This window comes from Streptomyces sp. NPDC046805 (assembly GCF_040645355.1).
In the GTDB taxonomy this organism is placed as follows: Bacteria; Actinomycetota; Actinomycetes; order Streptomycetales; family Streptomycetaceae; genus Streptomyces.
Map to the genome: position 1 here is coordinate 1 of NZ_JBEYYC010000035.1, position 18983 is coordinate 18983.

General features: G+C 71.1%; 13 protein-coding genes and 1 tRNA gene. 5 read left to right on the forward strand and 9 right to left on the reverse strand.

Annotated elements, in window-relative coordinates; genetic code table 11:
- Positions 1-142: 142 nt before the first annotated feature.
- Positions 143-4525 (forward strand): FtsK/SpoIIIE domain-containing protein, encoded by a 4383-nt coding sequence (locus ABZ910_RS30225; RefSeq protein ID WP_361371315.1) that lies wholly within the window; start codon positions 143-145, stop codon positions 4523-4525.
- 75 nt (positions 4526-4600) lie between these two features.
- On the opposite strand, the gene ABZ910_RS30230 is transcribed toward ABZ910_RS30225, so the two are convergent.
- From ABZ910_RS30230 to ABZ910_RS30270, 9 genes are all read right to left on the reverse strand, one after another.
- Positions 4601-5851 (reverse strand): hypothetical protein, encoded by a 1251-nt coding sequence (locus ABZ910_RS30230; protein WP_361371093.1) that lies wholly within the window; start codon positions 5849-5851, stop codon positions 4601-4603.
- Positions 5852-5861: 10 nt separating this feature from the next.
- Entirely contained in the window at positions 5862-6563 is a 702-nt protein-coding gene (locus ABZ910_RS30235) for a hypothetical protein (protein WP_361371095.1), read from the reverse strand.
- 31 nt (positions 6564-6594) lie between these two features.
- Positions 6595-6891, reverse strand: coding sequence for a hypothetical protein (locus tag ABZ910_RS30240; RefSeq protein WP_361371097.1), 297 nt, complete (start codon positions 6889-6891; stop codon positions 6595-6597).
- A 69-nt stretch (positions 6892-6960) separates the two neighbouring features.
- Complete coding sequence (locus ABZ910_RS30245) at positions 6961-7260, reverse strand: WXG100 family type VII secretion target (RefSeq protein ID WP_361371100.1); 300 nt, start codon at positions 7258-7260, stop codon at positions 6961-6963.
- 593 nt (positions 7261-7853) lie between these two features.
- On the reverse strand, positions 7854-8171 hold the full coding sequence (locus tag ABZ910_RS30250; RefSeq protein ID WP_361371103.1) for a hypothetical protein: 318 nt from the start codon (positions 8169-8171) through the stop codon (positions 7854-7856).
- A gap of 243 nt (positions 8172-8414) precedes the next feature.
- Positions 8415-9824, reverse strand: coding sequence for a Cys-Gln thioester bond-forming surface protein (locus ABZ910_RS30255; RefSeq protein ID WP_361371106.1), 1410 nt, complete (start codon positions 9822-9824; stop codon positions 8415-8417).
- Positions 9825-10161: 337 nt separating this feature from the next.
- Positions 10162-10632 (reverse strand): single-stranded DNA-binding protein, encoded by a 471-nt coding sequence (locus ABZ910_RS30260; protein ID WP_361371108.1) that lies wholly within the window; start codon positions 10630-10632, stop codon positions 10162-10164.
- A gap of 173 nt (positions 10633-10805) precedes the next feature.
- Entirely contained in the window at positions 10806-12863 is a 2058-nt protein-coding gene (locus ABZ910_RS30265) for a YfjP family GTPase (RefSeq protein WP_361371111.1), read from the reverse strand.
- Between the two features lie 3 nt (positions 12864-12866).
- Positions 12867-14474 (reverse strand): dynamin family protein, encoded by a 1608-nt coding sequence (locus ABZ910_RS30270; protein ID WP_361371114.1) that lies wholly within the window; start codon positions 14472-14474, stop codon positions 12867-12869.
- A 321-nt stretch (positions 14475-14795) separates the two neighbouring features.
- On the opposite strand from ABZ910_RS30270, the gene ABZ910_RS30275 reads away from it, so the two are divergent.
- From ABZ910_RS30275 to ABZ910_RS30290, 4 genes are all read left to right on the forward strand, one after another.
- Positions 14796-14868: transfer RNA gene (locus tag ABZ910_RS30275), tRNA-Arg, on the forward strand.
- Positions 14869-15464: 596 nt separating this feature from the next.
- Positions 15465-16163 (forward strand): DUF6082 family protein, encoded by a 699-nt coding sequence (locus ABZ910_RS30280; RefSeq protein WP_361371117.1) that lies wholly within the window; start codon positions 15465-15467, stop codon positions 16161-16163.
- Between the two features lie 1246 nt (positions 16164-17409).
- Complete coding sequence (locus tag ABZ910_RS30285) at positions 17410-18369, forward strand: D-2-hydroxyacid dehydrogenase family protein (protein ID WP_361371120.1); 960 nt, start codon at positions 17410-17412, stop codon at positions 18367-18369.
- A gap of 251 nt (positions 18370-18620) precedes the next feature.
- Positions 18621-18935 (forward strand): chaplin, encoded by a 315-nt coding sequence (locus ABZ910_RS30290; RefSeq protein ID WP_361371123.1) that lies wholly within the window; start codon positions 18621-18623, stop codon positions 18933-18935.
- The last annotated feature ends 48 nt before the right edge of the window (positions 18936-18983 follow it).

Sequence of the window (18983 nt, forward strand, 5' to 3'; positions counted from 1 at the left end):
CCCGTCCGCGGATGGTTCACCCGGCGCACCCGTGAACCATCCGCGGACGGGCGCCGTAGGTCCCGTCAGTGGCACGGGAGCCGCCGAGTGCGGCTTCCGGGGCCCCCATTCACCCCGGCTGGAGGACGTTTTCGTGTCGTTGATGTTGACCGTGGTCGAGGGGGGCGGTGACGCGTTCGACGTCCACCTCGACGCCGACCCCGACACGCCCGTGAGCGCTGTCGCGGAGGCGCTGGCCGGAGCGGGAGGCGTCCACCGGCCCCCGGAGGGCCTCGGCCTGTACGCCGGCGACCGGCTGCTGCCCGCCGACATGCGGTTGCGGGACACACCGCTCCACCACGCGGCCATCGTGGGCCTGGGCAGCCCTGCGGGCACCGCGTCGGCCGAACCGGACGGGCTGGTGGAGGTCCGTGCGGTCGGCGGGACCGGCGCGGGTGCCGTGCACCGGCTCGACATGGGCGAGTACCGGATCGGGCTGGCCCACGACGGGACCGCCCAGGTGCTGCGCACCGTACCGGACCGTCCGTTCGCCGTCCTGGCGGTGGGCCCCGCAGGACGCTGCCGTATCGCGCCCGACGCCTCCGCGCCGGGCGGCGGCACCCTGCAACTGGACCGCGAGGACCTCGCCGAGGCGACCGCCTGGCCGGCCGGCGCACAGCTCCTCGTCGGGGACTGCCTGCTCGAACTCGCCCTCCCGCAGAAGCCGGACGCGGCCGTGCAGCCGTCGGAGGACGGCACCGGCCGGGACTACAACCGGCCGCCGCGGCTGCGGCCGGCCGAGACCGCCACCCGCTTCACCCTGCCCTCCCCGCCGGCCCCGCCCGCCGCCCGGCCGCTCCCGTGGATCACCGCGGCGGCCCCGCTGGTGGCGGCGGGGGCCGGGGCGCTGATGTTCGGCCGTATGTCGATGCTGCTGTTCGGGCTGCTCTCCCCGGTCGCGATCCTCGGCAACTACCTGATGAGCCGGCGCACCGGGCGCCAGTCCCACTCCGGCAGTGTCGCCGCCTACGAGGAGAAGAAGGCGCGCATCGAGGGCGACGCGGCGAAGGCCCTGGCGGCCGAACGCACCGCCCGGCGTCGCGGATTCCCGGACCCGGCCGAGGTCGTCCTGACCGCCGTCGGCCCCCGGCGCCGCCTGTGGGAACGCCGTACCTCCGACGCCGACTTCCTCGAACTGCGCATCGGAACCGCCGATCTCGCCTCCGACGTGGTGCTCCAGGACCCGACGAAGGACGAGCACCGCCGTGAGGACCCGCGGACCGCGTACGACGTCCCGGTGACCGTTCCGCTGCGGGAGCACGACGTCCTGGGCATCGCCGGCGAGGGCCCGGCCGCGCGCGCCGTGTCGCGCTGGGTGGTCGCCCAGGCCGCCGTCCTGCACAGCCCCCGTGATCTCCGGATCCATCTGCTGACGACCGGCGAACGGGGCCGGGACGGCTGGTCCTGGCTGCGCTGGCTGCCGCATGTGCGCAAGAAGTCCGGCGACATCCCGGCAAGCATCGGCTACGGCACGGAGACCTGCGCCCGGCGGGTCGCCGAACTCACCGCGCTGATCGCCGAGCGCGCCGGACGGGAGGACCGGCGCAGCCGGGCCGCCGGGCCCGACGTGCTCGTCGTCCTCGACGGAGCCCGCAGGCTGCGTTCGCTGCCCGGCGTGGCGCAGATCCTGCGCGACGGACCGGCCGTCGGCGTCCGCGCGGTCTGCCTGGACGCCGAGGAGCGGCTGCTGCCCGAGGAGTGCCATGCCGTCGTCACCGAGGAGCCCGGCGGAACCGTACGGGTGGGACGCTCCGGGAGGGCCACCGTCGGGGGCATCCGGCCCGACGCGGTGTCCCTGGAGTGGTGCCGTTCGCTGGCCCGCGCGATGGGCCCGCTGCGGGACCCGGGCGGGGCCGACGAGGAGGCCGCGGTGCTGCCCGCCTCCGCGCGGCTGCTCGACGTCCTCGCCCTCGATCCGCCGCGGGCCGCCGGTATCCGGGCGCGCTGGACGGCCGGGGGCCGCTCGACCCGGGCGGCCGTCGGCGTCTCCCTGGACGGTCCGTTCCATCTGGACCTGCGGCGCGACGGCCCGCACGGGCTGGTCGCCGGCACCACCGGCTCCGGCAAGTCCGAACTCCTCCAGACGCTGGTCGCCTCGCTCGCGGTGGCGAACCGTCCGGACGCGATGACGTTCGTCCTGGTCGACTACAAGGGCGGCTCCGCGTTCAAGGACTGTGTGGACCTGCCGCACACCGTCGGCATGGTCACCGACCTCGACGCCCACCTCGTCGAGCGGGCCCTGGTGTCGCTGACGGCGGAACTCACCCGGCGCGAGCACATCCTCGCCGCGGCCGGCGCCAAGGACATCGAGGACTACGTCGAGCTGCTGGAGCGCGACCCGGCGGGCCGCGAGCCGATGCCCCGGCTGCTCATCGTCATCGACGAGTTCGCCTCGATGGTGCGCGATCTGCCGGACTTCGTGAAGGGTCTGGTCAACATCGCCCAGCGGGGCCGCAGCCTCGGCATCCACCTGATCCTGGCGACGCAGCGCCCCAGCGGCGTCGTCTCCTCGGAGATCCGCGCCAACACCAACCTGCGCATCGCGCTCCGGGTGACGGACGCCGGCGAGAGCCAGGACGTCCTCAACTCCCCCGAGGCCGCCGGGATCTCGCAGGGCACCCCCGGTCGCGCCTATGTGCGCCTGGGCCAGAACTCCCTCGTGCCGTTCCAGTCCGGACGGGTCGGCGGCCGCCGGCCCGGTGCCGCGGCGACCTCGCTGCCCGCGCCCTGGGCGGTGACGGTCGGCTGGGAACGGCTGGGCGAGCCGCTCCCGGCGCGGCCCCGCGGCGCGGCCGTACCCACCGAGGTGGAGACCGACCTCACCGCGCTCGTCACGGCGATCCGCGAAGCGGACCGCGAGATGGGCATCCCCGCGCAGCACAGCCCCTGGCTCCCGCCGCTGCCCGAGGTCCTGGTCACCGGCGAACTGCCGGCGCCCCCGCCCTCGGACTACGACCTCGCGCCCGTCGCGTACGGCGTGGTGGACCTGCCCGCCCAGCAGGCGCGGCTGCCCCTGGTGATCGACCCGGCGACGCTCGGGCACCTGCACATCATCGGCTCGCCCCGGCAGGGCAGGTCGCAGACGCTGCGCACCATCGCCGGCACCCTGGCCTTCGCCCATTCCCCGGACCGGCTGCACATGTACGGCATCGACTGCGGCAACGGCGCGCTGCTGCCCATCGAGGGGCTGCCGCACTGCGGGGCCATCACCCAGCGCACCCAGCCCGACCGGGTGGCCCGGCTGCTCGCCCGGCTGACCGGGGAGCTGACCCGACGCCAGGAGATGCTCGCGGCCCGCGGCAGCGCCGACCTGCCGGAGCTCCGCCGCGCCCTGCCGGAGGCCGAACGGCCGCCGCACATCCTGCTGTTCATCGACCGCTGGGAGGTCTTCGACAAGCAGCTCGGCGAGTACGACTCCGGGAACCTGCTGAATTCCGTGCTGACCCTGCTCCGCGACGGCGCGAGCGTCGGCATCCACCTGGTGATGACGGGTGACCGGTCGCTGTTCTCCAGCCGGGTCAACGGCTCCACCGAGGACAAGCTCGTGCTGAAGCTGAACGAGAAGTCCGAGTACGGGATGATCGGCATCACCCAGCGCAACGTGCCCGACGAGATACCGCCGGGCCGCGCGTTCCGTGCCGCCGACAAGGCGGAGGTACAGATCGCGCTCCTCACGGACAACCCGGAAGGGCAGGCGCAGGCCGCGGCGCTCCAGCAGATCGCCGAGTACTGCCGCGAGCGGGCTACCCAGCTGCCGGACGCCACCCGGCCGTTCCGCGTCGACACCCTGCCGGAACGGCTCACCTGGGAGGAGGCGACCCGGTACGTGCCGCAGCCGCTGCCGTCCGCACGTTGGGCCATGTCCGGCGTCGGCGGCGACGAACTCATCGCGTCCGGGCCGGACTTCGCCATCACGCCGACCTTCCTCGTCGCCGGGCCCGCCCGCTCCGGCCGCAGCACCGCCCTGGCGACGCTGGCACTGTCGCTGCTGTCGGTCGGGACGCCCGTCGTCGTCGGCGCGCCCGCCAGGTCGCCGCTGCGCGACCTCGCCGGACGGCCCGGGGTCCTCGCGGTCCTCGAGGATTCCGACATCGACCCCACCGCCCTGGAGGAACTGCTGGCCTCCTCGCCGCGGGGGGCCGTGGTGATCCTGGACGACGCCGACCTGCTGCTGAAGACGAAGGCCGAGCCCGTCCTCACCCAGATCGCCAAGTCCGGTGCCCAGAACGGCCGGGGCCTGGTGATCGCCGGGCAGACCGACCGGCTCTCCTCCGGCTTCTCCGGCTGGCACACCGAGGCCCGCCGCAACCGGTGCGGTCTGCTGCTGAAACCGCAGAACATGAGCGACGGCGAACTGATCGGCGTCAAGGTCCCCCGCAGCCGCCTGGGCGCGACCCGCCCGGGTCGGGCCATTCTGCACCTGGGCGACGGCGTGCTGCGCACCGTCCAGGTCCCGGAGACGGTGTTCCCGCCGGCCGGGAGCTGAGGTCCACGGCGGAGGGCTCCCGCCCCGGCGACGGCCGGGGCGGGAGCCCTCACACGTGACGGGGCACCGTCCCGGTCAGGTCGTTCCTTCCAGGTAGCTGGAGTCGTGCACCATCGTGCCCTCGGAGCCGTTGGGGACGGCCCCGTTGATCGCCCAGCCGAGGCCGGCCAGTCCGACGAGGTTCGAGCTCTGGTCGATCCAGGCCGACGACTTCGTCCAGATGTTGCTGACGTCCGGGAGCTGCTTCAGCGGGGCCGGCATCTTGAGCACGCCGTTCGGGATGTTCGACAGCAGGTTCCTGACGATGACAGTCGGGTCCTTGAACCCGGTGAACGCCTTGACGGCGGGGACCACGGTCTTGATGTTGACCTGGATCGCCTTGAGGTCGTTCGTGACGCCCTTGAGGGTTTCGGCGATCCCGCCCAGTTTGGCGATCTTGATCAGGCCGACGCCTCCGAGCACCAGTCCCAGACCGCTGAGGACCATGTCGAGCACGTCCCACTCGCCCGTCTGAACACTCTCGACGATATTCATCACGAAGGGGATCGCGGCGGTGACCAGACTGGCGATCGTCAGGACGAGCCCGAGGCCCTGCAGCCCGGGGATGAGCATGGCGATGATGCCCAGGGCGGCGCTGATGAAGCCGAGCACCTGCTTGAAGATCTCCTTGATCCTCTCCCACAGGCTCTTGCCCGGGACCGCCTCGCTCGTCGCGTCGTCCAGGGCCCGGGCCGCCGTCGAGGCGTCCGTCTCGCGCAGCTCCCGGGCGTCCTCGGCGAGCATGCGGGCGGCGTCGAGGTCCCGCTGGGCACTGTCGGCGTCCCCCTGCGCCGCGGACTGGTCGCCTCGGGCGTTCTCCATGGCCTGCCGGGCGCTGCGCCGGGCCGCCTCGTCGTCCGGCGGGGGCGGGTCCGCCGCGTCCAGGCCGTTAATCACGGACCCCGCCGCCGCGGCGGCATCGGTGGCACGCTGCAGCCGCTCCTTGGCGTCCCGTCCGTCGACCAGCGCGTTGTCGGCCTTGCGCTGGTGGTCCCCGAGCTGGTCGGCGTACGTGTCGAGCGCGCGGGCAGCCATGTCGTACGAGGTGTGCAGTTTCTCCACCTGATTGGCCAGGTCCCCGAGCTTGTCCCGGAGTTTGTCCATGGCCTTGCCCTCGCCGAGCTGACTGTTCTTCAGCCCGCTGACGATGGGGAGCGCCTGGTCCGCGTCGTCGGCGACGGCCCGGTACCGGCCCGCGAGCCTTCCGAGTATCTCCGCGTCGCCCGGCGTCGGGTCGTCCGAGAACCCGAAGACCGTCTCCCAGTCGGACACCGCTGGCCGCGCCATTGCCGCGCCCTCACTTTCCGTTCTCGTCCGCGCCCTGCGGGCTCGGTGCGGCCGGCACAGTCGTGCCCTTGTTCTTGACTGCCACGAAGCGCAGCGTCCCCGCGATGGCGTCGAACACCTCGAAGAACTGGTCCTTGAGCTCCACGTTGGGGGTGGAGCTGGAGACCAGCAGGTACTCCCGGCGGTCCGGGATCGGGAACAGGGTGTGCAGCAGCGCCGTGCGCACCGGCTTGCCCCGGTAGTCGATGTCCTCGACGGAGGCGATCCGCCCGACCGGTCCGACCTCGGGAAGCTCGATCAGGTCCACCTGGCGCGGCGGGTACCCGCTGCTCTGCGGACCCCCGGCCTGCAGGCCCGCCCCGAACAGCACCTCGGCCAGATCGTCCGGCGCGCCCTCCGGCACGGGCATCCGCACCACGACGGATGTGGCGCTGAGCATCGTGTCCCCGCCGGGGAACCTGACCATCCCCGACGCCTGGAGCGCACCCCTCGCGTAGGCCTCGCGTGCGATCCGGCGGGTGTCGCGGATCAGACCGTCGAGCCGCTCACGGGAGAGCTGCGCAACTCCCTTCGCCTGGTGCTCGATACGGCGGCGGATGGACGCGTCCCGGGTGCTCGGGTCGAGGTCCAGATACCACCAGGAGCCGGGGTAGCGCAGCTTGTAGTGCGCGGGCGACCCCGTAGTAGCCCGGTCCGTGACCGGATGCGTCATCACGCGTGTCCCTTCTGCCTGCAGGCTCTCGTCAGGTCTTCTTGGAGTCGTCCAGCGCCTTGACGGTCTCGTCGTCCGTCTGCGTGAAGGCGTCGGAGATCTTCTTCGTGTTCTCGGAGAAGACCTTCACGTTGTCCTGCACCTTCTCGTGGCCCCTCCCCCATGCGTCGTCGAAGTCCGCGAGGGACTGGGCGAGCTTCGAATCGCCCACGTCGTCGCTCGATCCGACGTCGCTGAGCCGTGCGGTGTTGTTGATCCGCTCCCCGATGTCCTCAAGCGACTTGACCGTCTCGTTCAGGTCCTCAAGGGGCACGCTGATGCGGGTCATCGGTTCCTCCTCCCCGGTCTTCGCCGCCCGGTCCCGCCGCAGAAGGGCGGGACCGGGCACGCGGGCACGTCAGCCGATGGAACCGGACGTCTGGTCGTCGGTGTCGACGAACGCGTCGGCGACCTGCTTGATGAAGTCGCTGACGCCCTGCAGACCCTCGATCGCCTTCTCGGTGCCGTTCTTGTACTCCTCCCAGAACGGACGGAACTTGCTCTCGGAACCCGGCGTCGCGTAGGCCGCCTCGACCATCTCGTCCATCTTGGTGTTGGCCTCGTGGAGGCTCTGCTGCATCAGTTCCTTCTGGTTCTGCAGCCAGGTCGACGCCTCCCGCATCTCGTCCGGGCTGATCCTGATGTTGCCGCCGGCCATGTCGGTCACTCCCTCGTCTCGTATCGCCGCGGCCGCTGAGCCGCGCACACTCGGCTGTACGGGGCACCCGGCGAGGCGGTTCACGCCTGTTGCGGAACGGTGACGAATGGAGCGGCCGACGCCGTGATCAGGCCTGCGACCAGGCCCCTTGGCCGACAACAGCCCTTCGCGGAACCGGGAGTGACGTCCCCTCACTGATATGCAGCGGCCCGATACGGGCCTCGGGGGCCCAGCGCACGCAGTGCCGGGGCGGCGAGGTCACTGAGGACACGCTCAACAATGCCGAGCAGATCAAGGACATCATCTGTCAGTCGTGACCCCGCGGCCGGAACCCGCAGGAGACCGGCCTGCTGCGGGGCCGGGGCCCGGGGGCGCCTCGCCCCTCAACGCCGCGCACCGGGCCCGCGCCCGGTGGCTCGTCCCTCGCTGTCGGTCGTCGGTGGTCGGCCTGCGACGAGGTGATCAGGAAGCTGGGACCGGAAGTCGATCACCACCCGGCCGTCGCCGGGCCGTCCAAGGCACCCGGACGCCGTGTGGGAGGACGGCCGCCTCGTCCGCTGCCTGAGCCTGTCGCCGGACAGCGGGACCGCGTCTCATGCCTCTTCCAGAGCCTCGCCGAACTCGCGCAGGACCTTGCTGTGATGGTTGCGGGACAGTTCGTGTCCGACGCCGACGGCGAGCGCGACCGGCCACTCGATGACTTCGAGTGCCGTGAGGAGGCCGAGGCCCGCGAGGAAGACGAGCTGGTCGGCGGGAGGTAGTTCGAGTCGTAGGGCGCCCATGTGCACGGTGGTCGTATGGTCCGCGACGACGCGTTCGGCCGCGGCGCGGGGCCCGCGGTGGCGCGTGGTCGGAACCTGCGCGCCGGACGGCGCGGTGTCGGGGGCTGTCCTGCTTGTTCGCGCGGTCATGTCCCGTTCCGTTTCATCGGCCGGTGCCCGGTATCCGCTCGATGGCCCTCTTCTCTTCCACGCTAGCTCCGCACTGCCCAGGGGCGCAGTTCGAGGGATTTCTCGCCGTTCGGTCTCGCTCGGCGGATCGGACCGCCGTGGGATGCGGGGCGGCCCCGGGTGCCGTGGTGGCTGGCACGCCGGGGCCGGTGTCGGGGAGTCGCTGTTCGGCCACTCTCTCTTGAGGTGTCAAGGTGCCGTACGTCAGTCGGCCGTCGGGGTCTCCTGCTTACGGAGGAGCAGCAGGGCACCGCCGCCGATCACCACGAGACCGATGGCCACGCCCGCGATCAACGGGGTCGTGCTGGAGCCACCGGTGGCGGCCAGGTTCGTGCCGCCGGCGGTGCCGCCCACCGTGGCCGGGCTGGGCTCGGTGAGCGTCTGGGCCGAGTCGCCGCCCGCGCTGCTCTGGGTCTTGCAGTCGAGGACGCCGGTAAAGCGCTGGGCCAGGCCGTTCGGTCCGGCGATCGTGAAGCCGTAGGCCTGGTCCTCCTGCAAGGGGATCGTCACCGTCCGCGAGGCGCCGGCCGGGATGGTGTGCTCGAATCCCAGCAGCTTGAAGGTGAACGGCTCGTCGCCCGGGTTGGACGCGGCGATGTCCACGCCGCCCTTGGCGCAGTTCTTGCGGGCCGAGAGCGCCGGTATCGGGCCGGTCTCGGCCCAGGCGGCGGTCGCGGTCGCGGAGACCGTGGACTCGCTGGAACCGGCCAGGATCTGGGTCTGGCTGCGACTCTCGGAGGCGAAGGCCCGGCCGACCGGCACCGTGGTCGACGCCTGCACCGTCAGTTCGGCCGTCCCTCCCCCGTTGCTCGACGGGCGGGACGGGTCCCCGGCGGCGTCCTCGGGGACATCGAAGAACAACTGGCTGCCGTTCTCCGCCGACGTGACGACCTTGCCGGTCTTGTCGGTGATCCGCACCCCGCTGGTGGCCGCGTCCGCCGGCGCCGACACCGTCACGGCGCGCGCATTGGTGTGCACCGTCACCGGTCCGAGCCGCTCACCCGGATGACCGGAGACCGCGGGCGGGTCCAGGGTCAGCGACGCGCTGGGCTCCGCCAGGGCGTGGGCGCTCTTCGTCAGATAGTTCGCGAGCCGCTCGGCCTGCGGGTCGGCGGCGTCGACGTCCGCGCCGTCCGAGTAGCGCCAGATGGCCACCTGGGTGCCGGCCGCCGCGTCCTGCTCGGTGAGGCCCTTGGCGCCCGCCCGCTGCGCGAGCGCGGCGAGGTCGTTCACCTGCGGGTAGGAGTTCTGCAGGATCCAGCGGATCTTGCCGGCGTTCTTGTTGGTGCCCAGCGAGGTGCCGCTCCAGGGAGTCTCCTGGTACTTGGCGTCCTTCTGCGTGGGGTTGTGTATGTCGATGCAGTACGTCTGGAGGGTGCCGCCGCCCTCGACGGACATCTCGAACAGACCCGCGGGGACCTGCTGGTCACCGGTGTCCGTGTGGATGACGGCCTCGCCGTACGTCTTCAGACCGTCGATGGTGGCGGTCGCGCCGCCCTGGCTCTGAGGTGCCTCGTCGGCGGCGGCCGCGCCGGCACCGGTCAGCACACTGGCGGCCACGAGGCCGGACACCAGCGCGGCGGCGGCCAGGCGGCCCGTTCGTCGCCCGCGCACGGACGGAGTGGTCGTTCCGGAGGACTCCGAGGAACCCGAGGAACCCCGGATCCCAGAGAACGCAGCAAGCACAGAATTCCCCTTCGAGCAGGACCCGTTGATGTGGGGGTGTGGTCCCACCAGCAGAATCAGCAGCCCCGAGAGCTACGCTCGGAATCCTAAGGAGCAGGCGGACCCGGGCTGCCCGATCCCGTCTTCGGATGGCCGATCCGACTCGGAATCGTTACCGTCAAGACCCCTTGCGAGCAGGGCTTATCGACAAATCCACGCGGGCGTTCGGAGCGCACTCGCCGATAAGCCGCAGTTCGGTCAGTGCGGTGGCTTCCGGCGACTGACATTACGTCACTGCTGCCGACCGCGCCTGCTGTTGAGAGTCGGGATCAGTCAACTCGTCTGCCGGGGTTGCCCAATTGGGCTCCGGACGCTGTTGACTTGCCCCCGCCTCTGGCTTGCCCGCGCGCCGGAAGGCCGACGTTCCCCGGGCGAGGTCATGGCCGATCGCCAGCGCGTCGATGTCAGCCGAGGTCCAGTTCTGCTGCCCCTCGCGCCCCTCCGTGCGGACCTTCAGCCTGCCCTGCACGATGACGGGCTCGCCCACGCTCAGGGACGCCGCCGCGTTGACGGCGAGTTGGCGGTTGGCCCACACCGTGAAGAAGTTGGTGTGGCCGTCCGTCCAGGCGCTCTTCTCGCGGTCCCAGTAGCGCGAGGTCACCGCCAGCCGGAACCGCGCCGAGGGGCCCGCCGCCAGCTCTCGGTACACGGGCTGTGTCGCCACGTTGCCCACCGCGCAGATCATCGTCTCGTTCATCGTGCGCCCCTCCCTCGCCCGGGCGCTCGCGCCGGGCGGATACACGTACGGGCCCGTCCCGTACGGCTGCGTCTGTCGCCGAACCAGACTGCCTCCGCCGGGCCGGGCCCGCTGAGCGCTGTGGACCACCGGCCGCCTGTGGAAAACTCCGCCACCCGGGCGAGTGAGGGGAATCAGCCCACCGTCGCACGCGTCCCGCTGACCCTGCCGTACTCCTCCCGTACCTCGCGGTATCGCAGCAGCTCCGCCGCCAGCGGATCGAGCACCCGGGCCCGGCCGCAGCCCGCGGCCGCCTCGCGTAGTCGGCGTTCCGCGTCCAGGCCGTAACGTCGCGCCGGTCCGCGTGCCGCCATCCGGCAGCTCCACTCGACGAGGGGGCCGCCGATGATGCCGGCCACCATCAGCAGCACCGGAACGCCCAGGTTCGGCGCCATGACGCCGATGATCTGCCCCACCAGCCACAGACCGCCCACGATCTGCAGGAGGGTCATGGACGCCTGGGCCAGCACGGCCACCGGCCACCAGCCCGGCCGCGGTGGCCGTCCTGTGGGCGCGTCGCGTGCCGTCAGCTCGTCCAAGGCCTCGGACAGCCCCTCCGAGCCGCGTACGGCCGCCTCGCGCACCGTCTGCGCCCAGGGCGCGGGCAGCCCGGCCGAGGCCCGGTCGGACACCGTACGCACCGCCTGCTCGACGCGCTGACGCGCCGTGGCCTCCTCGTCCTCCTGCGCACGCAGCACATGGCGTCCCGTGGGCGGCTCGCAGCGGTCCCGGTACCAGCGCCACAGCCGCAGCCACGGCGTGCCGCAGGCCCGGTTGGCGTTGCGCAGCCAGGCGCGCTCGGCCGCCTCGCCCGCCGCGGTGGCGCCCACCGCGTCCGCGAGGCCGGCGGAGAAGTCGTCCCTGGCCTCCTCGCTGAGCCCGGTGCGCCCTCCGGCGACGTACACCGGCCGCAACCCGGTCGCGGCGGCGTCCACATCGGCCGAGACACGGCGGGCTGCCGCGCCGCGCTCCGCCACGAACCGGCCGAGGGCCTCGCGCAGATCCCCGAGGCCGCCCCCGGTCAGCGCGGACAGCGCGAGCACCGTCGCCCCCGGCTCGCCGTAGTCGCCCAGCGCGATCCCGTCCTCGTCGAGCAGCCGCCGCAGGTCGTCCAGGACCTGGTCGGCGGCCTCCCCGGGGAGCCGGTCGATCTGGTTGAGGACGACGAACATGACCTCCGCGTGGCCCGCCATGGGCCGCAGATAGCGCTCGTGGAGTACGGCGTCGGCGTACTTCTCGGGGTCGACGAGCCAGATCACCGCGTCGACGAGCTTCAGGATGCGGTCCACCTGCTCGCGATGCTGTACGGCCGCGGAGTCGTGGTCCGGCAGGTCGATCAGGACGAGCCCGCGCAGCTGTTCCTCCGCCTCCGGGCTGTGCAGCGGGCGCCGGCGCAGTCGGCCGGGGATGCCGAGCCGGTCGATGAGGGGCGCCGCGCCGTCGCTCCAGCTGCAGGCGATGGGCGCGGCGGTGGTCGGCCGCCTTACCCCCGTCTCCGAGATCGCCACCCCGGCGAGCGCGTTGAACAGCTGCGACTTGCCACTGCCGGTGGCGCCCGCGATGGCGACGACGGTGTGCTGTCCCGAAAGCTCGCGCCGGGCCGCCGCCCCGTCGAGGACCCGGCCCGCCTCCGCGAGCGTCGGGCTGTCGAGCCGGGTACGGGAGAGGCCCACCAGTTCGCGCAGGGCGTCGAGGCGCGCGCGCAGCGGGTCGTCGTACGTCAGGGGGGACACGGCCGGGGCGGCCGCGCCCCGGGCCTCGATGACCGGGACCGGCTGGGCGCCGGAGGTGGCACTCACGCGCCGGGCGATGAGGCCGTCGTCCCAGGCCCCCGTGGAGGCCGTGGGGTCCGCGGAATCCGCCGGCTCCTCGGCATACGTGGCATTCGGCGCGGGTGTCCTGTCCTGCACGCGCGCGTGGTCGTCCGTTTTCGTCTCGCCGGTTCTCGCGTCGTCGTCCTGTCGCCCGCGCGTGAGGCCGTCCGTGAGGCTCGCCCGGCGGTCGGCCGAGGCCGCCCTGGAGTGGGCCGCTTCAGGGAAGCCGCTTTCAGGGCCGTCCTCTCCAAGGAGGACGGTTGCGCGCCTCGCGGACCTCGGCCCGGCTCCCCGGGCAATCATGTCGGGCCTCCGAGAGGCCTCGCCTTCGGCGTGATCGACGTGCTCCGTGTGGTCGTGGTCAGTGACGGCTGTCACCGGTCACCTCTCCTTCTGCAGTACGGACAGCGCGGCGATGAGTTCGGCCTGCGGCTCGGGGTGGACGTCCAGGGCGTCGAGCGGGGCGATGCGGCGCTCGCGCTCGGCGTGGATGACCCGGTCCAGGTGTTCGGTGAGCAGCTGTCCGGCACGATCGCGCAGCCGCAGCGCCCCCTGCGCGCCGATCCGCTCGGCGAGCCCCTCGCCCGCGGACCGGGCCCGGTGGCCGCCCAGCAGCGCGGTGGCGACCAGGGCGGCGACGGCCTCCGCGTCGGGTGCGACGTTCCGGTCGAGCTCGTGCACCTCGCCCTCGGCGTACTCCTCGAGCTCGCGCCGCCAGCGCCGTACCGCCAGCCCGATCCGGTGCTCGGCGCTCTCCAGGGACGGATCCCGGCCCACGAGTCCGGGGGCCTGCGCGGCCGGCTCCCGCCGCCAGGCCTCGTCGATGCGCTCGTCGGCCGCGGTGACGGCGCACAGCAGCAGCGCGGCCAGGCTCCCCATCAGGGCGTCGAGGAGCTCACCGGCGCTGCAGTCGAGGGGGAAGGCGCGCCAGCGTTTCAGCGCGTCCCCGGCGAGCACGGCCCCGGCCTGCAGCCGCCCGCGTACGCGCGCGTGCTCGCTGTCGTACGCGCCCTCGACAGCAGCCGTCAGCCGCAGCGCGGCCGCGTGCTGGGCGGCAGCGGCGCCGGCCAGCTCGGGCAGCCGCGACTTCAGCGAGTCGAGGATGCCGTACGTCGTCCGTGCCATGACGTGCTGCCGGGCGGCGGGGTCCTGCGCCTGGTGGACGAGCCACGCCCGCAGCGGGGCCACCGCGGTGGCGGGCAGCAGGCCTCCGCCCCACGCCGACTCGGGCAGCTCGGGCACGGTGAAGCGGGGCAGGTGGCCGAGCCCCGCCTTGGTGAGGAGAGCGCCGTACTGCCGCGAGACCTCGGAGACGACCTGGTGCGGGACCCGGTCGAGCACGGTCACCAGGGTGGCGTCGTACTCCTTGGCGGTACGCAGCAGGTGCCAGGGCACGGCGTCGGCGTACCGCGCGGCCGTGGTCACCATGACCCAGATGTCGGCCGCGCAGATCAGCTCGGAGGCGAGGACGCGGTTGGCGGCGAGCAGGGAGTCGATGTCGGGCGCGTCGAGCAAGGTGAGCCCGCGTGGGAGGGTCTCGGCGGTCTCGATGCGCAGCACGCGCGCGGGTTCCTCCCCGGGGAGCAGCAGATCGTCCCCGGGCTCCCGTTGGGGCACCCACGCGCGCGTGAGGTCGGGCAGCACTCTCATGCCGCTGAACCAGTGGTGGTCTTCCGGATGGCACACCAGTACCGGCGTCCGGGTCGTCGGCCGCAGTACGCCCGCCTCGCTGACCCGGCGCCCGACCAGGGAGTTGACGAGCGTCGACTTGCCCGCGCCGGTGGATCCGCCCACGACCACCAACAGGGGGGCTTCGGGGGATCTCAGCCGGGGCACCAGGTAGTCGTCGAGCTGTGCGAGCAGTTCGTCGCGGTTGGCACGCGCGCGTGGGGCCCCCGCCAGGGGCAGCGGGAAGCGTGCGGCGGCGACACGGTCGCGCAGGGCGGAGAGTGCGTCGAGCAGCTGAGGCCGTACGTCCAAGGTCACCACATGCGAAGAATGCCCAATTTCAGGGGATTTCTGAAGCATATGGATTTGTCTGCGCGCCGACGGGACACAACGGACGGAAGGTGCGACTGGGGCATGGTGACAGTCCAGGCATAACGAGTGCACAACACCCGGCGCGTGAGGCGCCAAAAGCGGTGCACGAATCGCACCCGCCTGCGATTATCGGGACCGCTTCACTGAACCTCCACATCGAGCCACGGAGGCGAAGCAACAGGGTCAAGGATCCGGGAGCCCTATCCTTGTCCCCGGCAACGTCACGGATCAGCCCACACCCGGGCACCACGAACGAGGCCACCACACCCGGCCCCCGTAGCTCAGTGGATAGAGCAGGCGCCTTCTAAGCGCTTGGCCGCAGGTTCGAGTCCTGCCGGGGGCGCCCACTCCCCGCCCTCCTTCGGGAGGGCGTTTTTGCTGCTCAGAGCGGGTTTCGCACGGCACGACGAAGCCCCGGGCACTCCCCTGACGATCAAGGAAAGCTTCCGGCGCTGTCCGACTGTCACCGGGTTTCTGCGGGTCGCCGTGTCGAATACGTGTCGAAGTTCTCGGTGGCGGATCAGTCGGCGCCGGAGAGGTCGGGGAGATCACCGGCGGCTTCAAGCCCCGGCTGCGTTCCGCTTCGCCGGGCGCGCTCCCGGCTCCGCTGCGCGCTGCGCTCCTGCCTTCGGCCCGCTCTGCGCGCTGCGCCGCCGCGCGCCCACGTGTGGACAGGGCCGGTGGCCATGAGTCAATCACCGCATAGCGCGACCCACAGTCAAGGCAATGCCTCCGGCGGGGGATCGGCCGACACCGGGATGGAGGGGGCGCCGCTGCCGCCCGCGGGTCCGTAGTGGCGTGCGCAAGGTGCTCCCATCCCGTACGCCATCGACCCAGGCAAAGCCGAGCGGGCGTGGGTCGACGCCGTACGGGATGGGGGCTGGGGTGAGTGCTTGGTGGAGGCGGGATGTGGCAGCTTTGGCCCCTTGCCTGCGGGCCATGTCTCTCCAGATCATGCGTGTGAAGCGAACGAGGCGGTGGGGGCTGAACATGAAGGCGAAACGAGCACAGTTGTTGCTGTGGTGCATGGTGGCCGTGGGGCTCGCAATAGCAATCTTCCTAACGCCGTTGGTGCTTGAACAAGTGGCTCCGACTCAGAAGGACTGGGGCCGGCTGAGTTCTGTCAGCCAGACATACGGAGCCCTGTCTGCTCCGTTTTCGGCCATCGCTCTCTTGGGTGTAGCCGCTTCACTGGCCTATCAGGCTCGGCAAACGAAGATTGCCAACCAAGAGGCGCAACGCTCGTCGCACCGACAACTACTGATGTACGCAGTGGACCGCCCAGAGTTCCTTGTGTGCTGGGAACCCGTGAGCGGCATTTCGTCTCCAGTTGAGATGCAGCGATTGTTCTTCACGAACATGATTGTCAGTAACTGGAGCGCAGACTATCTGTTGCGTAGGTGGAACGATCAAGAGGCTCGAGTACAGTTGGGCATTCACTTCCAGGGGACAGTTGCTCGTACGCACTGGGAGAAGGCTGGGTCCAGCTGGCGCCAGGTCGCTGAGGCTTCGGGTGACACTCGAAGGATTCGCTTCGTCGACCTGGTGGATGAGAGCTATGCAGGGGCCATGGCGGCAGGGCCCGGCGTGCCCCCTGAGGGATACTTTGCCAGTCCCTTAATTGGCCCAGCTCGGTGAGGTCGTGCTGTACAGCACTGAAGTACAGCGACCGCCGGGACCGCAGCCAACCAACACCACCTGTCAGTGAACGTCTGGTCAGCCGGGCAGACCTCAGCGATCGCCCCGCCCGTTGTTCGCATCGAGGGGAAACTCGACGCAGGGCCTGCGCGGGGCACTGTTCTCCCTGATGGACGGCGCCCCACCGGTGTGACTCGGTCATCGAGATTCCACCGGCCGGCCAGTACCGCGCGCCCACAGATTTGAGGCTTCAATGCGAAGGACCCCCGACAGAATGTCCGGGTTCCCGGCGTGCGCATGCATTGGGGCGCCTCGTAGATTTTCCACTGTCTGAACCTAGCGACGAACTAGGAAGCCATACCCTGTTCGATTCTATTGCTAGCTACATTGAACGATCTATTGGGTACGGGAATGTCGCTAGCGACTATCTGCGTGTACTCGTTATTCAGCTGTTCAACTCGGGCCCGAGTCTCCTGGAAATTGACGCCTGAATTAGCAGGCAAGAATCGGAGTTCAAGCTTTACTTTGTGGCGCAAGATGGTGCAGGAGCGAGCGGAACTCAGAAAATCCGTCGCCTTCTTCGTTACACCAAGGAAAGATGCTGTCGCGGCTATGCTGCCCGCTACCGCCGCCATGGCACCCCAGAAAGGTTTCGACCCAATGGAAGTCATGAAGCCGGATACCGCAGACACGCAGGCCGGCAGGAGGCAAGCCGGGATGATGTCCGCCAGTTCACCGGCTATGTCCCCGAAGGTCTCACAGGCCCATTGACTGGCTGAACCCACGACGTACCGCCCTTCCCAAGTGGTCCTACAGCACAGCACTGAGCAGCATGCACCTAAACCGTGCTTCGCCCAGGCGAGTCACACAAGGTGGCAACCAGCGCACAAAGGGAGTGCATGCCACCTGAACAGGGCTCACCGCAGGTACCACTCCAGTCCGAAGCAGCGGAGTATCTCCCGGCTCTGTCGCTCGCAGTGACGGCAATCCTGACGGCAACGACGGCGGACGGTAGCGGCACTCGGCAGCCCGGCACGGTGGTCATGAGAGACGATCGGACCGCCCTAGCAAGGTCTGCCCGCATCTTCTATGCGCTTGGCCGCAGGTTCGAGTCCTGCCGGGGGCGCCCACTCCCCGCCCTCCTTCGGGAGGGCGTTTTCGCTGCTCCCGGTTTGCTGCTCCCAGGTGGCCGCTCATGGTTTGCTACTCCCGGGTTTTCGCCCATGGGCGGGGAGGGAGAGACGGCGTGCGACGTCGGTGTGCGGTGCTGGACGACTTCCAGGGGGTGGCGCTCGAGTCGGCCGACTGGTCGGCGCTCGGGGAGGAGGTCGAGGTCGTCCCGCTGCGGGAGCACCTCGGCGACGAGGACGCCCTCGCCTCGGCCCTCGCCGACTTCGACATCGTGGTCACCCTGCGCGAGCGCGTGCCGTTCCCCGCCTCGCTGATCTCCCGGCTGCCGAGGCTGCGCCTGCTCATCGCGTCAGGCATGCGCAACAGCGTGATCGACTACGCCGCCGCCGAGGCCCACGGCGTCACCGTGTGCGGTACGGCGAGCTCGTCGACCCCGCCGGTCGAACTCACCTGGGCCCTGCTCCTCGGCCTCGCCCGCGGCATCGTCGAGGAGAGCGGCGCCCTGCGTTCCGGCGGCCCCTGGCAGTCCACCGTCGGCGCCGATCTGCACGGCCGCAGGCTCGGCCTGCTCGGGCTCGGCAAGATCGGCAGCCGGGTGGCGCAGGTGGGGCTCGCCTTCGGCATGCACGTCAGCGCCTGGAGCCAGAACCTCACCAAGGAGCGCGCCGAGGAGGTGGGCGTCGAACTGGCCGCCTCCAGAGACGATCTCCTGGCCACCAGCGACTTCGTCTCCGTGCACCTGGCCCTCGGCGACCGCACCCGCGGCCTGCTCGGCGCCGCCGAGCTCGCCCTCATGAAGCCGACGGCCTACCTGGTCAACACCTCCCGCGCGGCGATCGTCGACCAGGACGCGCTGCTCACCGCACTGCACGAGAGCCGTATCGCCGGCGCCGGCATCGACGTCTTCGACATCGAGCCCCTCCCCGCCGACCACCCGATGCGCACCGCGCCGCGCCTGCTCGCGACGCCCCACCTCGGCTATGTCTCACGGGCCAACTACGCGACGTACTACGGCCAGGCGGTCGAGAACATCCGGGCGTACCTGGCGGGTTCGCCGGTACGTCGGCTGCCCTGAAGTCCTTCCGCCGATGCCCTGAAGCCTGCTTGATGATGGCCGCCCGACCCGCCCGGGCCGCCTGGTCCGAGGCCGATGTGCCCCCGACAACCACCCATGTCCGCCAATCGGTTGCGATAAGGGTGATCTCCGCATAACCGCCGTGACCAGCCCTCCGCCGCCGCGTTGAACGGGAAGTGCGACGGCGGGTCCCGTCGTCGCGCTCCCGAGCAACCGCTCCCCAGCGATTCCCCCAGCAATAAGGAGAACTGATGTCTCGCATCGCGAAGGCAGCCGCCGTCGCACTCGGCACGGGTGCCGTGGTGTTCAGCGGCGCCGGTCTGGCCCTGGCCGACGCGGGCGCGGCGGGCACCGCCACCGGCAACCCCGGTGTTCTGTCGGGCAACGTGGTCCAGGTTCCGCTCCACGTGCCGGTCAACGCCTGCGGCGACACCGTGGACGTCATCGGCCTGCTGAACCCGGCCTTCGGCAGCAAGTGCGACAACCCGAGCGGGACCGCGACGACCGCGGCGACCACCCCGGCGAACCCCCCGGTCACCCCCCGCACCCCCGCCTACGGCGTCTGATCCCCTCAGCGCCCCCACGGAGAGCCCCGGCATCTCACCTCGAGCACC

Excerpts from the sequence above, each read along its gene's own strand:
- ABZ910_RS30225 (WP_361371315.1), top strand. The coding sequence starts at position 143 with ATGTTGACCGTGGTCGAGGGGGGCGGTGACGCGTTCGACGTCCACCTC.
- ABZ910_RS30230 (WP_361371093.1), bottom strand. The coding sequence starts at position 5,851 with ATGGCGCGGCCAGCGGTGTCCGACTGGGAGACGGTCTTCGGGTTCTCG.
- ABZ910_RS30235 (WP_361371095.1), bottom strand. The coding sequence starts at position 6,563 with ATGACGCATCCGGTCACGGACCGGGCTACTACGGGGTCGCCCGCGCAC.
- ABZ910_RS30240 (WP_361371097.1), bottom strand. The coding sequence starts at position 6,891 with ATGACCCGCATCAGCGTGCCCCTTGAGGACCTGAACGAGACGGTCAAG.
- ABZ910_RS30245 (WP_361371100.1), bottom strand. The coding sequence starts at position 7,260 with ATGGCCGGCGGCAACATCAGGATCAGCCCGGACGAGATGCGGGAGGCG.
- ABZ910_RS30250 (WP_361371103.1), bottom strand. The coding sequence starts at position 8,171 with ATGACCGCGCGAACAAGCAGGACAGCCCCCGACACCGCGCCGTCCGGC.
- ABZ910_RS30260 (WP_361371108.1), bottom strand. The coding sequence starts at position 10,632 with ATGAACGAGACGATGATCTGCGCGGTGGGCAACGTGGCGACACAGCCC.
- ABZ910_RS30280 (WP_361371117.1), top strand. The coding sequence starts at position 15,465 with ATGTCTCTCCAGATCATGCGTGTGAAGCGAACGAGGCGGTGGGGGCTG.
- ABZ910_RS30290 (WP_361371123.1), top strand. The coding sequence starts at position 18,621 with ATGTCTCGCATCGCGAAGGCAGCCGCCGTCGCACTCGGCACGGGTGCC.